Raw genomic sequence first — 16,787 nt, forward strand, 5'->3', positions numbered from 1 at the left:
CAATAGTTGATTTTCCTGCACCACTAGGGCCAACGACTGCTATTTTTTGTCCAAAATTGGCAGTGAAACTTACATCCTTCAATACTTCTATTCCTTTGCGGGAAGGATAACTGAATGCTACGTTTTTGAAAGTTACGTTTCCTTTTATCTTATGTGAAGATGGGTTTTGTACAGAATTTATTTTTTCCGGGATTTCTTCTAATAATTCAAACACTCTTTCGGTAGCACCAATGGCTTTTTGAATTTGCGCATACAATTCGGCAATTCCGCCAAAAGAAGCGCCAACAAAAGTGGAATACAATACAAATGAAATTAATTGTCCAACACTCATCTCGCCGCTGATACTCAATCGAACGCCAAACCAAACCACGGCTACAATCGCTCCGAACAAACAAAATATGATAAAAGAAGCAAAATAACCCCGGTATTTTCCGCCTTTGATGGCTAGTTTTACTACCTCTTTTATTTTTCCGTTGTAGCGAGCAATTTCATACCATTCATTGGCGAAAGCCTTAACGATACTGATACCTTGCATGGTTTCTTCAACAATAACCTGACTTTCGGCCACTTGGTCTTGTACTTTTTTAGAATATTTACGGATAAATCGACCAAAAATAACAGCAGCAACAGCTACAAGAGGAACTACGGATAACATCAAAAGGGTCAATTTGATACTTTCGGTTGCCAATAAAGCTACACCGCCAATAATTAAAATGAATTGCCGTAAAAATTCAGCTATCGTAGAGGTTAAAGTATCTTGTATTTGGGTTATATCCGAACTGATTCGGCTGTTCAGTTCTCCCACGCGCTTTTGTGAAAAGAAAGACATTGGGAGTTTTACTAAATTGCTGTACAATGCAAGCCGAAGATTGGCTAAAGTATGTTCTGTAAAATTGACAAATAAAGACAGCCTGAAAAAAGAAAAAATAGATTGCATAAATAATATGGCTATTAATCCTCCAGCAATCGTATTTGCTTGTGTGTAACTCTTGTTTTTCACACAATCAATCAGCATTCCCATCAATTTTGGGAAGGCCAAAGCCGTTGCTCCCGTAAATAATAAAAAAATTAAACCTACGTAAAATTTCCAACGATGATTTCCGGCATATTGAAATATAAGAGTGGCCTTTTTGAGAGAACTTGTAGTAATTTTTGATTTTGGTAAATCGTTTTCTTTGAACCTTGCCATGTATATGATTTGTTATTACAAATGTATAACAAAAAAAAGATTGGATGACTTGGATAAATATCAAAAAAACGCATCAATTTCTTGAGAAGTTTTGTGGTCCTTACGAATGTGTTTACGAACCTTTTTTTGCTGGATTTGAAGAAAATGTAAATAAAATCGCTCTTAGAAATCCTTTTTATTTCAATTTGAAAAAAGTAGTTTTGCGCTGTTAATCTTTTGTCTTTAATTTACGCAACAGCGACAAGCCACAAAACACTGAAAAAATATAAATTTCTCACGTTTTAAATTATATAGAAGTAATGAAAGTCATAATCATTACTTTACTAACAAGCCCAGCGTCAATTGTATTAGCTCCCTTTTTTCTTATAGAAGGGATTTAAGATCAAGTAAAATAAAATGGAAGTGAAAAAGATGGAAAATGCAGCCGCAAGCTGGACTATTTGTCAGGAATGTAAGGGACGAGGCAAAAAAAGTCGGGGGCTCGGCAAGAAACTGCGACTCCGCTACCAGATGGCATTAGATCAATTTGAAAAAACGAAAGGCGAAGGGACGGCTCCAGTTCATCCTAAGGGTCACTTATACACATGCTTGAACTGTCGCGGATCCGGGCTAATGCCTGCTGCTCACAACCCTATACCCGATAAAGTAAACTACCCACATGTTGCTATTATTGGTGGCGGTATAGGAGGAGTGGCACTAGCTGTGGCTTGTTTGCACCGTGGGATTCCTTTTACACTTTATGAGCGTGATAGCAACTTTGATGCTCGATCTCAGGGCTACGGACTCACTTTGCAACAAGCCAGTAAAGCGATTGAGGGATTGGGTATTTTCTCGTTAGAAGAAGGGGTGATTTCAACACGACATCTGGTTCATACTACTGACGGAAAAGTGATTGGTGAATGGGGTGTCAGAAAATGGATGCAGACTGATGAAAAAACGTTTTCGAAACGTACAAATGTGCATATCGCACGGCAGTCTTTGCGTTTAGCGCTGCTTGAGCAACTCGGCGGACATGATGCGGTACGATGGGGACACCAATTAGTAGATTTTGCGGCATGTGAGGGTGAAGGTGTTCTTCTAACCTTTGAAGTGAATGGGGAGATTCAGCGCTCCAAGGCGGATCTTGTGGTTGGAGCCGATGGTATTCGTAGTTCGGTGCGGAGGTTGCTGATTGGTGAAGATAGTAGCCCTTTACGTTACCTAGGTTGCATTGTGATATTGGGCATTTGTCCTTTGAAGGCTCTCGAAGGTCTTAATAGTTCTTTGCTGGACTCGGCAACTGTATTCCAAACCGCCAATGGCAATGAGCGAATCTACATGATGCCATATACGTCAGACTCTGTGATGTGGCAACTTAGCTTCCCAATGCCCGAAAAAGAGGCTAAGGCGTTAAGTGCACAAGGAGTTCAGGCACTCAAGGAAGAAGCGTGTCGTAGAACCCAATGGCACGATCCCATTCCTCAGATTTTAGCGGCGACTCTGGAATCTCAGATTTCGGGCTATCCTGTTTATGACCGGGAATTACTCAAATCGGAATTGTTGGAGAAAGGGGAGCGAGTGACTCTGATCGGAGATGCGGCTCACCCAATGAGTCCATTCAAAGGACAGGGGGCGAATCAAGCACTGTTGGATGCGCTCAAGCTGGCTCGGGGGATTTCAAGAGGATGTGGATCTTTATCTCAATGGAGAAAAACTGGAGTTAGGGAATGTGTGTTAACTGAATTTGAATCAGAAATGTTAGAACGTAGTGCTTCCAAAGTTAAAGATTCAGCAGAGGCCGCACGGTTCCTACATTCCGAAATCGTGCTTTATGAGGGCGATGAGCCGAGAGGAAGGTGTCTAAAGAAAAAAGACGCATAACAAGACGCTTAAACATATAAATAACTTAAGTTGTTAGAACCAATAATCCCAGCAAATTAAAAGTTTGATAATATTAAAATAAGTTTCAAACAAAAAAAAAACTTCTCAATTTCTTGAGAAGTTTCGTGGTCCTTACGAACTTGTTTATGAACCATTTTTATATGTTTTAAAAAAACTTACAACAAAATAAGCACCTCTATTGTTACCGATGAACTAGTTCGATTCCGAAATGTTCTAATACTATACATAGTAAAATAAAACATCAACGACTTACGTTTAACTTTTTGATAAACAACAAGATAATGATTCCGTTTTTTTGCTGTAAGCAATTAAAAAAAACAATTATATTGCTAAAGGGGAACATTTTTATGACTAAATTTACTTGTAAAAACAGGGCTTTCGTAACGTAAAAGACAACCCTGATAAAATTAACTCTAAGAACAAACATTAAATATTGAGAACTTAAGGCCAATTTCCGGAGGGCTTTTTGCCGTTTTACAGAAGCCGAAACTTAAAAATTGAAATAATTAATATGTAGCGTTAATCTGTTAAAAAAAATAGTATGAATAGCGAAGATAAATTTTCAAGAATAATTATAGTCATCAATAAAAATATAATTCGTGTTTTAATTGCTATTATGACTTTAATGTTACTGCTAGGTACATTACATGTTATCTATTTAGAATTTAAAAAAATTACAGCTCCTCCTTACCTTTTGATTGATGTTTCTAGTTTATTCGAAGTATTTAACTTGATATTGGTTATTGCGGTGGGATATGAGCTTATAAAAGCGTTGCTATTAATTATTTCATCCAATACAATTCCTACTGTTCAAATTATCGAAATCTCAATTATTGCTATTTCAACTAAAATAATTACACTAGATGTAAAACAAACAAATAGCAACGTTATTGTAAGTTTAGCTTTATTAATTGCTGCACTCGGTCTTGCTTATTTTTTGTTGAAATATTGCAAGAAACTACAAAATAAACCCTAAATAAATTTAGTGTCACCCTGTTTTTGACTGATTTAATTGTATTTAAAAAATTAAACAATTATAAAATGAAGTTTTATGAACAACATACTAAAAAATAATGAATGGCATTCCATTTCTTATAATAATGTATTAGAGAGTCTTAATACTTCCTCTGAGGGTCTTAGTACAACAGAAGCTGGGAAACGAGTGAAAATAGTAGGATCAAATATACTGTACAGACAAACTAGAGAAAGTGCCTTTAAAATTTTGCTGAGGCAATTTCTTAACCCGCTGATATATGTTCTTCTTGCTGCTACCATCCTTGCAGTAGCCATGGGTAAAATTACCGATGGAATAGTAGTGTTTAGTGTAATAATAATTAATGCTATTATTGGGTTTATTCAAGAATATCAGGCAGGGAAAACCATTCACGGGCTACTCCAATTAATACCAGAAAATGCTACGGTAATAAGAGATGGAAAACAAAAAAACATCCCGGCTGCTGATGTTGTTCCAGGGGATTATGTATTGCTTCAGGCTGGAGACAAAGTGTCAGCAGACATGCGGCTTACTTTCGTGAAAAATATGCAGTGTAATGAATCTGTTCTTACAGGAGAATCTTTACCGGTAGAAAAAAACACGGATATTATTGCCACGGATACTGGAATTGCTGACCGTAAGAATATGGTTTTTAGTGGTACATTAATTACTTCTGGAAAAGCGGAAGGCGTAGTTGTTTTAACAGGCATCAAAACCGAGATTGGTAAAATTTCTGCACTTCTTCAAACCACTGCCTCTGTAAAATCTCCACTCACAAAATCTCTTGAAAAAATTGCTAGGGGAATTACGTTGTCCATCATCTCTGTTGGCATTTTAGTTTTTCTAATAGGAATATTTCGTAATTATGCTTTTATAGATGCAATTTTTTCTGCCATTACTCTTGCCGTCGCAGCTATCCCAGAAGGGTTGCCTGCTGTAATTACTATCGCATCAGCTATCGGTGTTATGCGCATGGCAAATAGACGGGCTATTATCAGGCACTTATCAGCGGTCGAAACTTTGGGCAGCACCATCGTAATCTGCTCAGATAAAACGGGAACGCTTACCCTTAACGAAATGACCGTTCAGGTACTTTGGAATGGTACGCAAAAATTCAATGTTACCGGAGCAAGTATTAATGCTGATGATAAAATATTAAAAAACGATTCCGATGAGGAAGGAACAGATAACGAAATTGGAGAACTTATAAGGGCTGCTGCACTTTGCAATGACGCAACACTTCACCATAAAGAGGGACAATGGAAAGCAGTTGGCGACCCGACCGAGGTTGCGCTTATAGCGGTAGCAGGGAAATTTGGAATAAACGAAGATGAACTAAGAACCAAATGGCGAAGGCTTGATGAATTACCCTTTAATTCTGAAAAAAAAATAATGGCTACTCTTCATCTATCCCCCTCCGGTGAAAAAATAATTTATCTTAAAGGCGCACCTGAATCAGTTATTCCCCTTTTATTAAATAGCGATAACTCATCCCTTGTATTTAACACCGAACTGTTACGAACAGAGGCTTTACAAATAGCAGAAACAGGAATGAGAGTGTTAGCTTTCGCTTCCAAAACATTAGATACCGAACATTCTTCACTCATTACCGAAGATGATCTTTGTGATTTTTATTTTTTAGGGATGCAGGCCATGAGCGACCCTCCAAGGATGGAAGTAAAAGAAGCGATAGATACCTGTCACAATGCTGGTATTACTGTCAAAATGATTACCGGTGACCATCCGTCAACAGCAGCGGCAATAGGCCGGGGAACTTGGGTTTAAAAATGCCGAAATAGTTATTACCGGAAAGGAACTTCAGAATTTGAATGCTGAGGAGCTTCAGGAGGTAGTAAAAAACACCAATATTTTCGCACGGGTATCTCCCGAAGATAAATTAAATTTAGTAAAGGCCCTTCAGGCCAACGGGGAAGTGGTAGCCATGACAGGAGACGGTGTAAATGATGCCCCGGCACTTAAACGTGCAGATATTGGCGTAGCTATGGGCATCAGTGGTACGGCTGTTGCCAAAGAGGCAGCAGACATGATCCTGGCTGATGATAATTTTGAAAGTATAAAGGCCGCTGTTGAAGAAGGACGAAGGGTATTTGATAACCTATTGAAATCTATAGTATTCCTTCTGCCAACAAGTATAGGATTGGGATTGGTTATTTTTATTGCCGTGTTATTTTTCCCCACGGAAGGGGGGATTCTACTTATTCCAATGCTGCCTGTTCATGTATTATGGATTAATCTTATAACTGCCGTTGCCTTGTCATTGCCGCTTGCACTTGAAGCAATGGAACCCAACGTAATGAATCGTCCGCCACGTAAACCCAATAAACCACTGTTAAGTTCCTTGATAATCTTCAGAATGGTAGTGGTTTCTCTAATAATGGCAGGTGGAACAATCGGATTATTTCTTTGGGAATATAACATTGAACTGTCCAGAGGAATTGGGCATTCACTCGCTGTTTCGGAAGCTCAAACAATGGCTGTTACAGCGATGGTTTTATTTCAGGTGTTTTATCTTATTGATTGCAGATCTCTTCATTTTTCAGTCAATAAAATTGGGCTTTTCTCCAATCCATCTATTTATATCGGAATTGCAACAGTACTGTTTGTACAAACCGCTTTTGTTTATTTTCCATTTATGAATCGTTGGTTTCACTCCTCTCCATTAAAAGCGGAGGCTTGGGGAGTTTCTGCCGCAGTAGCTTTTTCCATTCTAATAATTATTAGCATTGAAAAATGGGTCCGAAGAAAATTTTTTAAAAATAGTACACTGTAGTGCTTCTTGTAAAGTATATGATAAATTTTCATCTTTCCATCCTTTATAAGACTGACGCGTAGAAAGGTCTCGATTTTTCCAGATTGAATGAATAATTTGAATCATACCCAAAAGCAAAAAGCCGATAAATCTTAAGATTTATCGGCTTTTGAAACAATTTGCTATTAAACTTGTGGGCGATGAGGGGTTCGAACCCCCGACCCCCTCGGTGTAAACGAGGTGCTCTGAACCAGCTGAGCTAATCGCCCTGAATGCGAGTGCAAATATACATTTAGTATTTGTATTTGCAACATTATTTTTAATAAAATTACTTTTTTATGATGTCTTTTAATACTGCCTTGTTAGAATAATTGACTACTTCTAAAACAATCGGCTGATTTTTAGTGGTTTTGCCTTCAATGATGTAAAGCTTGCCATTTTCAATTTTTTTATTGCTTTTATCAAAATCAACATCACCGTAGGTTAAAGTGTTTTTAATATCGATGGTATCAATCCATTCTTCAGCTAGTTTTTCTGAAGCAATTTCGGAATAGTTGAATGGTTTGTTTCTCAAATCGTTCAAAACTCTTGCATTCGGAAAATAATTACATCTTGTATCTTTTCCGCTCAAAACCATCGCTACAAAGAATGATCCAATTACCAAACCTACTAGATAATAGGCAAAACGTTGATAGAATTTCATTTAAAATATTTTGGGCAAAGGTAAGTGAAAGTTTTTTTAAAAAACAATTAAATTGATATCGCTCTCCGGTAAATTGAACCAATCGCCAATGGCCTTGTTGGTTAAAATCCCATGATATAAATAAACGCCATTTTTCAAACCTGAGTCACAGCGAATAGCACTTTCGATTCCGCCATCTTCAGCAATTTGCAACAGATACGGGGTGATTATGTTACTGATGGAAAGCGAGGCTGTTTTTGAATATCGGGAAGGGATATTGGGAACGCAATAATGGATTACGTTATTTTTTATAAAGGTTGGTTTTTCATGGGTGGTCACTTCAGATGTTTCGAAACATCCGCCAGTATCAATACTTACGTCAACAATTACAGAACCTCTTTTCATGTGTTCTACCATCGTTTCGGTAACAATAATCGGACAACGTTCTTTACCATGCATGGCCCCAATAGCAACATCGCATCTCCGTAAAGCTTTAAGCAAAGCCTTTGGCTGAATGGTAGAGGTAAAAACACGTTGATTAAGCTTGTTTTGTAATCGTCTTAATTTTGTAATTGAATTGTCAAAAACCTTTACAGAAGCACCTAGACCTAAAGCTGTCTTGGCAGCAAATTCTCCAACGGTACCTGAACCAAGAATAACCACTTCCGTTGGAGGAACTCCGGTAATATTACCAAACAGTAATCCTTTTCCGAATTGGTTGTTAATCATTAGTTCAGAAGCGATAAGAATGGAAGCGGTTCCGGCAATTTCGCTTAATGATTTTACCAAAGGGTAGGAGCCATCATCATCTTTTATATATTCAAAAGCCAATGCGATAACTTTCTTTTTGATCAGTGCTTCAAAATATTCTTTCCGTCTCGTTTTTAATTGAATCGCCGAAATCACAATGGTTTCCGGATTAATCATTCCGATTTCTGCCATTGTAGGTGGCTCAACTTTTAAAATAATCGGACAACTCATTACTTTTTGAGTATCCGGAGTAATTTCTGCGCCGGCATCACTGTATTCCTTGTCACAATAACTAGAACTTAGCCCCGCTCCGGATTCTATCATTACACGATGTCCGTGGGAGGTAAGTGAATTTACAGCATCAGGCGTCAGGCAAATCCTTCTTTCCTGATAACTGGTTTCTTTTGGGATTCCAATAAAAAGTTCACTCTTATGTTTTGCAATTTCGAGTTTTTCCTCTTGGGGTAGCAATTGTTGTTTGGTAAAAGGGGTAAGTGACATAAATCTAGCTGTAAATAATCGGTCTAAGTTATGAAAAAGCAGTAAAATTACAAAGCTAAAAAATGATTAATTCATATTTAATTGTCTTTTACCGTTTGGTAAAGTCTTGATCGTAACTACAGCATGTTCAGAGGGAATGAGATTTGGAATCTTTTCACCCCATTCAATAAAACACCAATTTCCGGAATACAAATATTCGTCTACTCCCATATCAAGTGCTTCCATTTCGGTTTTTAATCTGTAAAAATCGAAATGGTAAACAATTTGATTGTTAGTCGTTTGGTATTCGTTAACTAAAGAAAAGGTTGGACTACTTGTTGCCTCTTCAACTCCTAAAATTTTGGCTAAAAATTTAATCAAAGTTGTTTTTCCAACACCCATTTCTCCATGAAATAAAATTATTTTAGGAGGATTTTGAGCCATTATTTTTTGGGCAACCTGATTGATTTCATCAAGTGAAAACTGAATTTCCATATTGAAAATAAAACTTATTTTGGGTTAAATACTAAAAAAGGAATAATCATTTCTTCCAGTGAAATTCCACCGTGCTGATAGGTGTTTCTGTAATAACTCACATAATGGTTGTAGTTATTCACATAGGCCAGAAAATAATCATTCTTTGCAAAAATATAGGAACTGCTCATATTTATGGCAGGTAATCCGATTTTTTTTGGGTCTTTCACGGCATAAACATCTTTGTCTTCATACGTCAGACTTCTTCCTGTTTTGTATCGTAAATTCAAACTCGTGTTTTTATCGCCAATTACTTTAGATGGATTTTTTACGTTGATGGTTCCATGATCGGTTGTTAATATCAATTTGAATCCCAATTGTTGCGCTTGCTGAATGATTTCCAAAAGCGGTGAATTCTTAAACCAACTCAATGTCAAGGAACGATAGGCTTTATCATCTGCAGCCAGTTCCTTCACCACATCCATTTCGGTTTTGGCATGCGAAAGCATATCAACGAAATTATAAACCACCGTTACTAAATCGTTATTTTTCAATGATTTGAAATTTTCAACCAGTTTCTTTCCGGCAGCAAAATTGGTGATTTTAAAATAATCCTGTTTGATATTTAACCCTAATCGTTTCAAATGTGCTGTCAAAAATTCGGCTTCGTACAAGTTTTTTCCGCCTTCTTCGACATCATTTTTCCAATACTGCGGAAATTGTTTTTCCATTTCCAAAGGCGTTAATCCTGAGAAAATAGCATTTCTGGCATATTGTGTAGCTGTAGGAAGTATGGCGTAATACGGAACCTCTTTTTCTAATTTGTAATGGTTATTGACCACACTTTCAAAGACTTTCCATTGGTCATATCTCAAATTATCAATTACGATAAAAAGTACGGGCTTATCTTTTTTGGTGATTTCAGGAACCACGAGTTCTCTGAATAAAGTGTGCGATTGAATCGGTTTATCTGCTTTTGGAGCAAACCAATCTTCATAATTTCTTTCGATGAATTTCCCAAATTGCGAATTAGCTTCTGCTTTTTGAGATTCCAAAATTTCAATCATTCCCTGGTCATTGATATCTTCGAGTTCTAATTCCCAAAAGATCAGTTTTTTATACAATTCTACCCAATCTTCATAGGAATTGACCATCGACATTTCCATTGAGATTTTTCGGAATTCCTTCTGATAATCCAAAGTTGTTTTTTGGGAAATTAATCTGGAATGATCCAGGTTTTTCTTTAAACTCAATAAAATCTGATTCGGATTGACTGGTTTTATCAAATAATCGGCTATTTTAGAACCGATGGCTTCCTCCATGATATATTCTTCCTCACTCTTGGTAATCATAATTACGGGAGTAGAGGATTTTTTCTCCTTAATTTCCTGAAGCGTTTCCAGTCCGCTCATTCCAGGCATATTTTCGTCCAGAAAAACGATGTCGAAATCGCCTTCTTCAAAAACATCAACGGCATCACGACCATTGTTACAGGTAGTTACATCGTAATTTTTCTTTTCAAGGAATAAGATATGCGGTTTTAAAAGATCGATTTCATCATCAACCCAAAGTATTTTTATATTGTCCATAATGGTTTGTATATTTTTAAGAAGTAATAAATAAAGAGGCAATTTAACATTATCCGAACGCTTTGTTCTTAATATTATTGTAAAGTTTTTTTGATTTGTTTAAGCTATACCGATAGCTATTTAATAAAGAATTAAAAAATTCATTGTTTCATTATTTAATAAAGTAACCAATCGACATTTTTATCAAATTTTGAGCATCCAACAAAAAACAATAAATTTGGTAACAAATAATGAAAAATCATTACCAATCATCAATTAAAATAAATCCTATGAAGTGGTCTAAAAACCTATTATTACTTGCCGTGGCAACTGTTTCTTTATCTAGTTGCAGTAAAAAAGAGGCTGTTTTATCCGATCCGTTAGTAACCAACAGAGATACTTTGGTAAATCCCGGGGACAACTTTTTTATGTATGCCAATGGTGGCTGGTTCAAGCGAAATCCTATACCATCATCCGAAAGGAGCAATGGAATTTTCAGGACAATAGGGGATACCATCAACAATCAAATCAAACAAATTTGCGAAAAATCGGCTGCTGATGCTGATGCTCCGAAAGGAAGTAACAAACAAAAAATTGGTGATTTTTATGCCTCCGGAATGGATTCACTTGCCATTGAAAAAGCGGGTCTTACTCCTTTGAAAGCGGAAATGAAAACTATTGAATCGATAAAAGATGTGCCATCATTAATGTCAACTATCGCGCATTTGCATACCATTGGCGCGAGTCCGGCATTTTCATTTTATTTAGGTCAGGATGATAAAATAAGTACAAAGTATGCGTTGTTTTTTGGTCAGGGCGGTTTAGGTCTTGGCGACAGGGATTATTATTTTAACACCGATGCACGAACAGTAAATATCCGAAAAGAATATGTGAACCATTTGCAGTCCATGATGAAATTGATGGGTGAGGATGAAGTTACCGCGACAAAAAATGCCGGTACGATTATGAAGCTCGAAACCGATTTGGCAAAAGCCTCCCGCAAATTGGAAGCACTTCGTGATCCGATAAAAAATTATAATAAAATGAGTGTCGCGCAATTCAGTAAAACAACACCGAATATTGCGTGGAATACTATTTTACCAACACTTGGTGTGACTAAAGCCGATACAATTATTGTTGGTCAACCTGAATTTTATACGGCATTAAACACTTTAGTAAAAAGTTATTCCATCGATGACTGGAAAACTTACCTGAAATGGGATTTAGTAAATTCCCATGCTTCCTATTTGAATAATGCTATCGAGAAACAAAATTTCAAGTTTTATGCAACCGTTTTAGGTGGCGTTACCAAACAAAAACCACGTTGGAAAAGAGTCGTGGAAAAAACCGATGGTTCATTAGGGGAATTAATCGGACAGGTTTATGTTGCAGAATATTTACCAAAAGGGTCGAAAGAAAAATTACTCGAAATTGGAAACAACATCCGCGATGTTTATGCTTCGCATATCAAAAAGTTAGACTGGATGAGTGAGCCTACCAAACAAAAAGCATTGCATAAATTGAGTAAAATTGTTATGAAAGTAGGGTATCCTGACAAATGGAAAGACATGAGTAAGCTTACCATCGACAGAAATTCGTATTGTGCCAATGTGATGCAATCCAATGCTTGGGAATACAATTATATGATTGCCAAATTCGGAAAACCGGTTGACAGAACGGAGTGGTTTATGAATCCGCAAACTTATAATGCGTATTACAATCCGAGCAATAACGAAATTGTGGTTCCGGCCTGTAACATTATGGTTCCCGGTTTTGAAGGCCGTATGCCTGATGATGCCATTTTGTACGGAATTATCGGAGGTTCTACTTTTGGTCATGAAATAACGCACGGATTCGACGATCAGGGAAGCCAATATGATGAAAACGGAAATCTAAACAATTGGTGGACTGCCGAAGATTTGAAAAAGTTCCAGGCCAAAACCAAACTGATTGTTGCCCAGTTTAATAAATTCAGTGTTCTTGGTGATAAACATGTTAATGGAGATGCTACTCAAGGTGAAAATATTGCTGATTTAGGTGGTGTAGTTATGGGTTATGAAGCTTTCAAAAAAACGAATCAATACAAAAACAACGAAAAAATAAGCGGTCTTAGTCCGGATCAACGTTACTTTTTGGCTTATGGTTATGCCTGGATGGTGAATATAAAGGATGAAGCGCTGGCTAGTCAGATTATGACTGATGTGCATGCTCCGGCGCAATTCCGTATTAACGGGCCATTGAGTAATATGCCGGAATTTCACAAAGCTTTCAATATTAAAAATGGAAGTCCAATGTATCAGCCGAATTTGCTTCGTGTGGTGATTTGGTAAGTCTTTGAATTAATAAAATTAAAAAACCATTCGTTGCGGCGAATGGTTTTTTGTTTGTAGTAATTCTGAAATTAGTTGACTAAGTCTAATAATCTCTTGAAACCGTAGTCCTGTTATGCACAATGTATTTATTGATCCAATAAATCCAAAACATCTTGTTTGGATACTTTATTTCCATCAAAATAGAAATAGGTGTAGAGGGAAAATGTGCTATCTTTTACAATAATATGCGTCGCATGTGGTGTTTTAATTTCAATAGTATCTTTATCGGATTGTACAACGGGAATTTTCAAAGAGTCCATTTTTTTCAAAAGCTTTGCATTGTACCAAATTATATCATCAGCAGCGGTATAAAAATTTTCTTCGTCGCTGTTCTTTAATTTTTCCGTTTCTAATGAATCAAGTTCCACAATAAGTACCGTAGGTTTTTTGAATTCGAAAATTTGTCGGCTGGTTTCAACTACATGAATCAAATCATTGTTCTTTGCTTCAATGGATTTTGTGTCAGTAGCGTTTTTTGATTTTTCTCCACAAGAAGTCAAAATTATAATAAAGAGTAGCGTTAGCAGTCTTTTCATTTTGTAGTTTTTAATTCCCGCCACAATTTTGTTCATATATCTCTACAATTTTGTAAAATTCGGTGGCTTTTAGTTCTTCTTTTTTTAGAAGTTCTACAAAATTCGGGCAAATGTCCTTAAAATTCATTTCTACAACCATATAAAGATTAAATCCTGTCATAAAATTCAAATCTGACCTATGAATTCCAATAGCAAATGCAAAATCATCATTTTCTCTTTGTAAATAATAAGAATCCCCTTCATAATAAGAGTTTCTCATTTTACCATTTGAGCCACCCGCAGAATTACCTTCAAAATGAATGAGATAAACACTTATTTTACCTTGCTTTACAATTTTAACGAATGATTTTTTATCATCTAAATTAAATTTTGTCGGATTAAATATTTTATTATTCCCTACAATTATGGTTGTATAATTATCAGTTGTATTTTTTTCATTCTGAATTTGAAAACCTTTTACATCTTCTATTTTAAATTTTTCTGTTTTTCCGTTTTCTTCGGATTTAAATTTAATTTTTATGTCCTTGTATTTTGGAATTTCTATAAATCCGTTTTTTGTTGTTCCATCATTGAATGTAATAGAACCAGGATTATATTTTGCTAAAACTGTAAATGGAATTAAGATTAAAAGGAATATTATTTTTTTCATATAGGATCGTTTTATATTTTATTTCGCCAAATGCTCTAGGACTTATAGAGTCCCTACAAATTTTTTACTTAATTCTAAAAAATTAAGACGGCTATAAAAAAGAGAGGGTTATAGGAAGTTACTCAAGCTCTGTAATCTTGCAAAATACTGTTGGCAGTTGGTTTTATTTTGTTTTTACTATTTTGTTGTCCTCGAAATTCTCCTGATATTCCAATTGGTCATTTTTGTCATACCGCATAAAAGTCCCATTTTTCATGCTGTTTTTAAAATTCCCGATTTGCCAAAGCTGCCCTGTTGCACGATAAAATTTCCATTCTCCTTCCATTAGGCCATTTTCAAAACGGCCTTCGGCTTTTAATGTTCCGTCTTTGAAAAAGTAGGTGAGTTTGTTCCCGTTTAGTTCGTAGATTTTTTGTCCGTTTGCGTAGTTTTTCTTGTCTAACATAGTTTTATTATTTTGTCTGTTAGTGTTTCGTTATACTCAGATTCAAATATTATTGTTCTTCATTGCTAATTTTCCGGCTAAGTAAGCCATAGGAATATAGGCTACCGCTAAATCCAAAACGGTAAACCGGGTTGGAGAAGGCAGCATGAAAACGCTGGAGATTCCTCCCAGTAAAAAGAAGCCGCCAATGGACATTGCAAATTTCATTTTATGGTTTGCGGCTATCATTGCAGCTACGAACGCACCAACAAATGTCCCCAAAGCATGGGCTAAAAACGGAAAAATAAAATGCTTGGGCTCGAATAAATGCATCGATGCTTTCAAACCCTCAGTTGTAGTCACATCCGCTCCGTCTGGAGGAGGGATTACGGAACCGCTGATCATGATGAGTCCCATGTTTACGACACTTCCGATAATAAGACCTGCTATAACTGCTAAAATGTTTTTAATGATTGGTTTCATAGTTGGTTGTATTTAATGGTTATGCTTGGTTGTTGTTATTTCCTTTTGTTTAATTTTATTGTTGCTATTCTCAAAGTTTATTAAATAACTTTAAATTAAGCCCAAAACCCCAATCTTGCCAAACCTGTGTTGGGCAATGTATTTATTGAAGATCCATTCTTAATTGAATTGGATTTTCTTTTCTCTGTTTTTTATATTTTTTCCCTTGATTAGTTTCATATGTTGTATTAGATTCTGTTATTTCTAATACGGTAATAACTTTATTAAATGTAATATATATTTTACCAGTATCGTCTATTCTTCTATTTTGTTGTAGAACGCATTTAATTGCAGTTGCATTATTAAAATCAACTTCTAAATTTAAAACAGAATTCTTAAAATCTTCATCTTTCATTTGAAAACTTATAATTTCTTTATTGTAAAATCCCTTCCAATGAAAATTTCCAGATTTTAAAACAGGTGAAATTATATCAATAATTGCTTCTTCATCGATGAGTGGAGGAAACTCACTAGTGTTTATTATAAAAGTACTAAATTCAGCTCTTTCTATTGTTTTTTCTGGAATTGTAGTTTTATTATTATTGTCTAGTCCAGTAAAAGAAATTGCAGAAATTTCTTTTTCACTTAACAATTTTTTATAGAAATTTGATTTATGCCAGTTTACTTTAAAATCAGATTCAAAATGCTCAACAATTTTTTCAACTATTTCACTTGAAATTGAATCTGTATTTAAATTATTAGTTATTTTTTCTAATTCTGCTTTTTTAATCTGATTGTCAAGTTCTAGATTTTCAATTTGTAAATTTACAAGTTTCCTGTTTTCAACAGGAATTCGTGAATATATTAAGACAATTATTGCAAGTAAAAGAGTTAGTTGTGGAGAGTTTTTCCCAATTAATTTCCAAAATTCTTTAAATCCACCTTCTTCGGGTATTTGACAAAGTATTGAAGCGTCAATATTTAAATCTGCACAAATGATTTTAATAACGCTTAACAATTCCCGTTCACATTCATTTCGCGTGAAAGCATCAATTATATGCAATTCATCTTTTCGATAAAAATGTAATTCTAATATATTACTATCTATTATTTGCATATTTTTTTTATATCGGCCAACTCGTTTATATTAAGAATGTTTTTGATTCAAATATTTTTCAATCCATATCAATTAGAATGAACTTGTATAAAAAGAAGGTTTTATTTTTCGCTAATTTATTCAAAAATTACTTACAAATTATAAATGCAATAAAATTTTTAAAAACCTAACAGATAAGAGGAGAGACTTTGATATAGTGCAAATGCACTTTGATACTGAGCGGAGGTACTTTGATACAGTTCAGATGCACTTTGATACTGTGCAAATGCCGTTTGACTCTGTCCATTTGAGGTTTGACACTGTACAAATGTGCTTTGACATCGTGCGCGAGCACTTTGATATCGTGCGTTCCTCCAATTCTATAAATATAATTTGTTTGTAAAAAGATTTAAAACGGATACCCAATCGCTAAATTGAATACCAGATTTTCTTTTCTCCA

Annotated in this window: 16 protein-coding genes and 1 tRNA gene; 6 read left to right on the forward strand and 11 right to left on the reverse strand. The window is 35.5% G+C overall.

The window, feature by feature from the left end; all coding sequences use genetic code 11:
• Window positions 1–1,189 (reverse strand): ABC transporter transmembrane domain-containing protein (locus VI621_RS09945; RefSeq protein WP_324218233.1); only part of this gene is annotated, 1,189 nt, incomplete at its 3' end.
• Window positions 1,190–1,233: 44 nt separating this feature from the next.
• Here VI621_RS09945 and VI621_RS09950 point away from each other — a divergent pair.
• The 5 genes from VI621_RS09950 to VI621_RS09970 all read left to right on the forward strand — a co-directional run bounded on the left by VI621_RS09950 (window position 1,234) and on the right by VI621_RS09970 (window position 6,855).
• Window positions 1,234–1,401 carry a hypothetical protein gene (locus VI621_RS09950; protein ID WP_324218234.1) on the forward strand — a complete coding sequence of 56 codons (168 nt, stop codon included), beginning with the start codon at window positions 1,234–1,236 and terminating at the stop codon, window positions 1,399–1,401.
• 184 nt (window positions 1,402–1,585) lie between these two features.
• A complete protein-coding gene (locus tag VI621_RS09955; RefSeq protein ID WP_324218235.1) occupies window positions 1,586–3,049 on the forward strand; it encodes an NAD(P)/FAD-dependent oxidoreductase in 1,464 nt (487 codons plus the stop codon).
• A gap of 562 nt (window positions 3,050–3,611) precedes the next feature.
• Entirely contained in the window at window positions 3,612–4,046 is a 435-nt protein-coding gene (locus VI621_RS09960; protein ID WP_324218236.1) for a phosphate-starvation-inducible PsiE family protein, read from the forward strand.
• Window positions 4,047–4,121: 75 nt separating this feature from the next.
• On the forward strand, window positions 4,122–5,849 hold the full coding sequence (locus VI621_RS09965; protein ID WP_324218237.1) for an HAD-IC family P-type ATPase: 1,728 nt from the start codon (window positions 4,122–4,124) through the stop codon (window positions 5,847–5,849).
• A 16-nt stretch (window positions 5,850–5,865) separates the two neighbouring features.
• The gene (locus VI621_RS09970) at window positions 5,866–6,855 is read left to right on the forward strand and encodes an HAD-IC family P-type ATPase (protein ID WP_324218248.1); all 990 of its coding nucleotides are present in this window, start codon (window positions 5,866–5,868) and stop codon (window positions 6,853–6,855) included.
• A 173-nt stretch (window positions 6,856–7,028) separates the two neighbouring features.
• Here the strand turns inward: VI621_RS09970 and VI621_RS09975 are convergent.
• From VI621_RS09975 to VI621_RS09995, 5 genes are all read right to left on the reverse strand, one after another.
• Window positions 7,029–7,103 (reverse strand) — tRNA-Val (locus VI621_RS09975).
• Between the two features lie 59 nt (window positions 7,104–7,162).
• Window positions 7,163–7,537: a DUF4258 domain-containing protein gene (locus tag VI621_RS09980; RefSeq protein WP_324218238.1), complete on the reverse strand. Its 375-nt coding sequence runs from the start codon at window positions 7,535–7,537 to the stop codon at window positions 7,163–7,165.
• Between the two features lie 36 nt (window positions 7,538–7,573).
• Entirely contained in the window at window positions 7,574–8,767 is a 1,194-nt protein-coding gene (locus VI621_RS09985; RefSeq protein WP_324218239.1) for an alanine dehydrogenase, read from the reverse strand.
• A 66-nt stretch (window positions 8,768–8,833) separates the two neighbouring features.
• On the reverse strand, window positions 8,834–9,241 hold the full coding sequence (tsaE, locus tag VI621_RS09990; protein ID WP_324218240.1) for a tRNA (adenosine(37)-N6)-threonylcarbamoyltransferase complex ATPase subunit type 1 TsaE: 408 nt from the start codon (window positions 9,239–9,241) through the stop codon (window positions 8,834–8,836).
• A gap of 14 nt (window positions 9,242–9,255) precedes the next feature.
• On the reverse strand, window positions 9,256–10,809 hold the full coding sequence (locus VI621_RS09995) for a bifunctional response regulator/alkaline phosphatase family protein (RefSeq protein WP_324218241.1): 1,554 nt from the start codon (window positions 10,807–10,809) through the stop codon (window positions 9,256–9,258).
• Window positions 10,810–11,078: 269 nt separating this feature from the next.
• Here VI621_RS09995 and VI621_RS10000 point away from each other — a divergent pair, with 269 nt between their 5' ends.
• Window positions 11,079–13,118, forward strand: a complete 2,040-nt coding sequence (locus tag VI621_RS10000; protein WP_324218242.1) for a M13 family metallopeptidase — start codon at window positions 11,079–11,081, stop codon at window positions 13,116–13,118.
• Between the two features lie 128 nt (window positions 13,119–13,246).
• On the opposite strand, the gene VI621_RS10005 is transcribed toward VI621_RS10000, so the two are convergent.
• The 5 genes from VI621_RS10005 to VI621_RS10025 all read right to left on the reverse strand — a co-directional run bounded on the left by VI621_RS10005 (window position 13,247) and on the right by VI621_RS10025 (window position 16,348).
• Window positions 13,247–13,696 carry a hypothetical protein gene (locus tag VI621_RS10005; RefSeq protein ID WP_324218243.1) on the reverse strand — a complete coding sequence of 150 codons (450 nt, stop codon included), beginning with the start codon at window positions 13,694–13,696 and terminating at the stop codon, window positions 13,247–13,249.
• Between the two features lie 10 nt (window positions 13,697–13,706).
• Window positions 13,707–14,345 carry a hypothetical protein gene (locus tag VI621_RS10010; protein WP_324218244.1) on the reverse strand — a complete coding sequence of 213 codons (639 nt, stop codon included), beginning with the start codon at window positions 14,343–14,345 and terminating at the stop codon, window positions 13,707–13,709.
• A gap of 163 nt (window positions 14,346–14,508) precedes the next feature.
• Window positions 14,509–14,790, reverse strand: coding sequence for a hypothetical protein (locus VI621_RS10015; RefSeq protein WP_324218245.1), 282 nt, complete (start codon window positions 14,788–14,790; stop codon window positions 14,509–14,511).
• Window positions 14,791–14,832: 42 nt separating this feature from the next.
• Window positions 14,833–15,252 (reverse strand): hypothetical protein, encoded by a 420-nt coding sequence (locus VI621_RS10020; protein WP_324218246.1) that lies wholly within the window; start codon window positions 15,250–15,252, stop codon window positions 14,833–14,835.
• Window positions 15,253–15,394: 142 nt separating this feature from the next.
• The gene (locus tag VI621_RS10025; protein WP_324218247.1) at window positions 15,395–16,348 is read right to left on the reverse strand and encodes a hypothetical protein; all 954 of its coding nucleotides are present in this window, start codon (window positions 16,346–16,348) and stop codon (window positions 15,395–15,397) included.
• Window positions 16,349–16,787 lie beyond the last annotated feature (439 nt).

It is taken from the genome of Flavobacterium sp. (assembly GCF_035292545.1).
Classification (GTDB): Bacteria; Bacteroidota; Bacteroidia; order Flavobacteriales; family Flavobacteriaceae; genus Flavobacterium.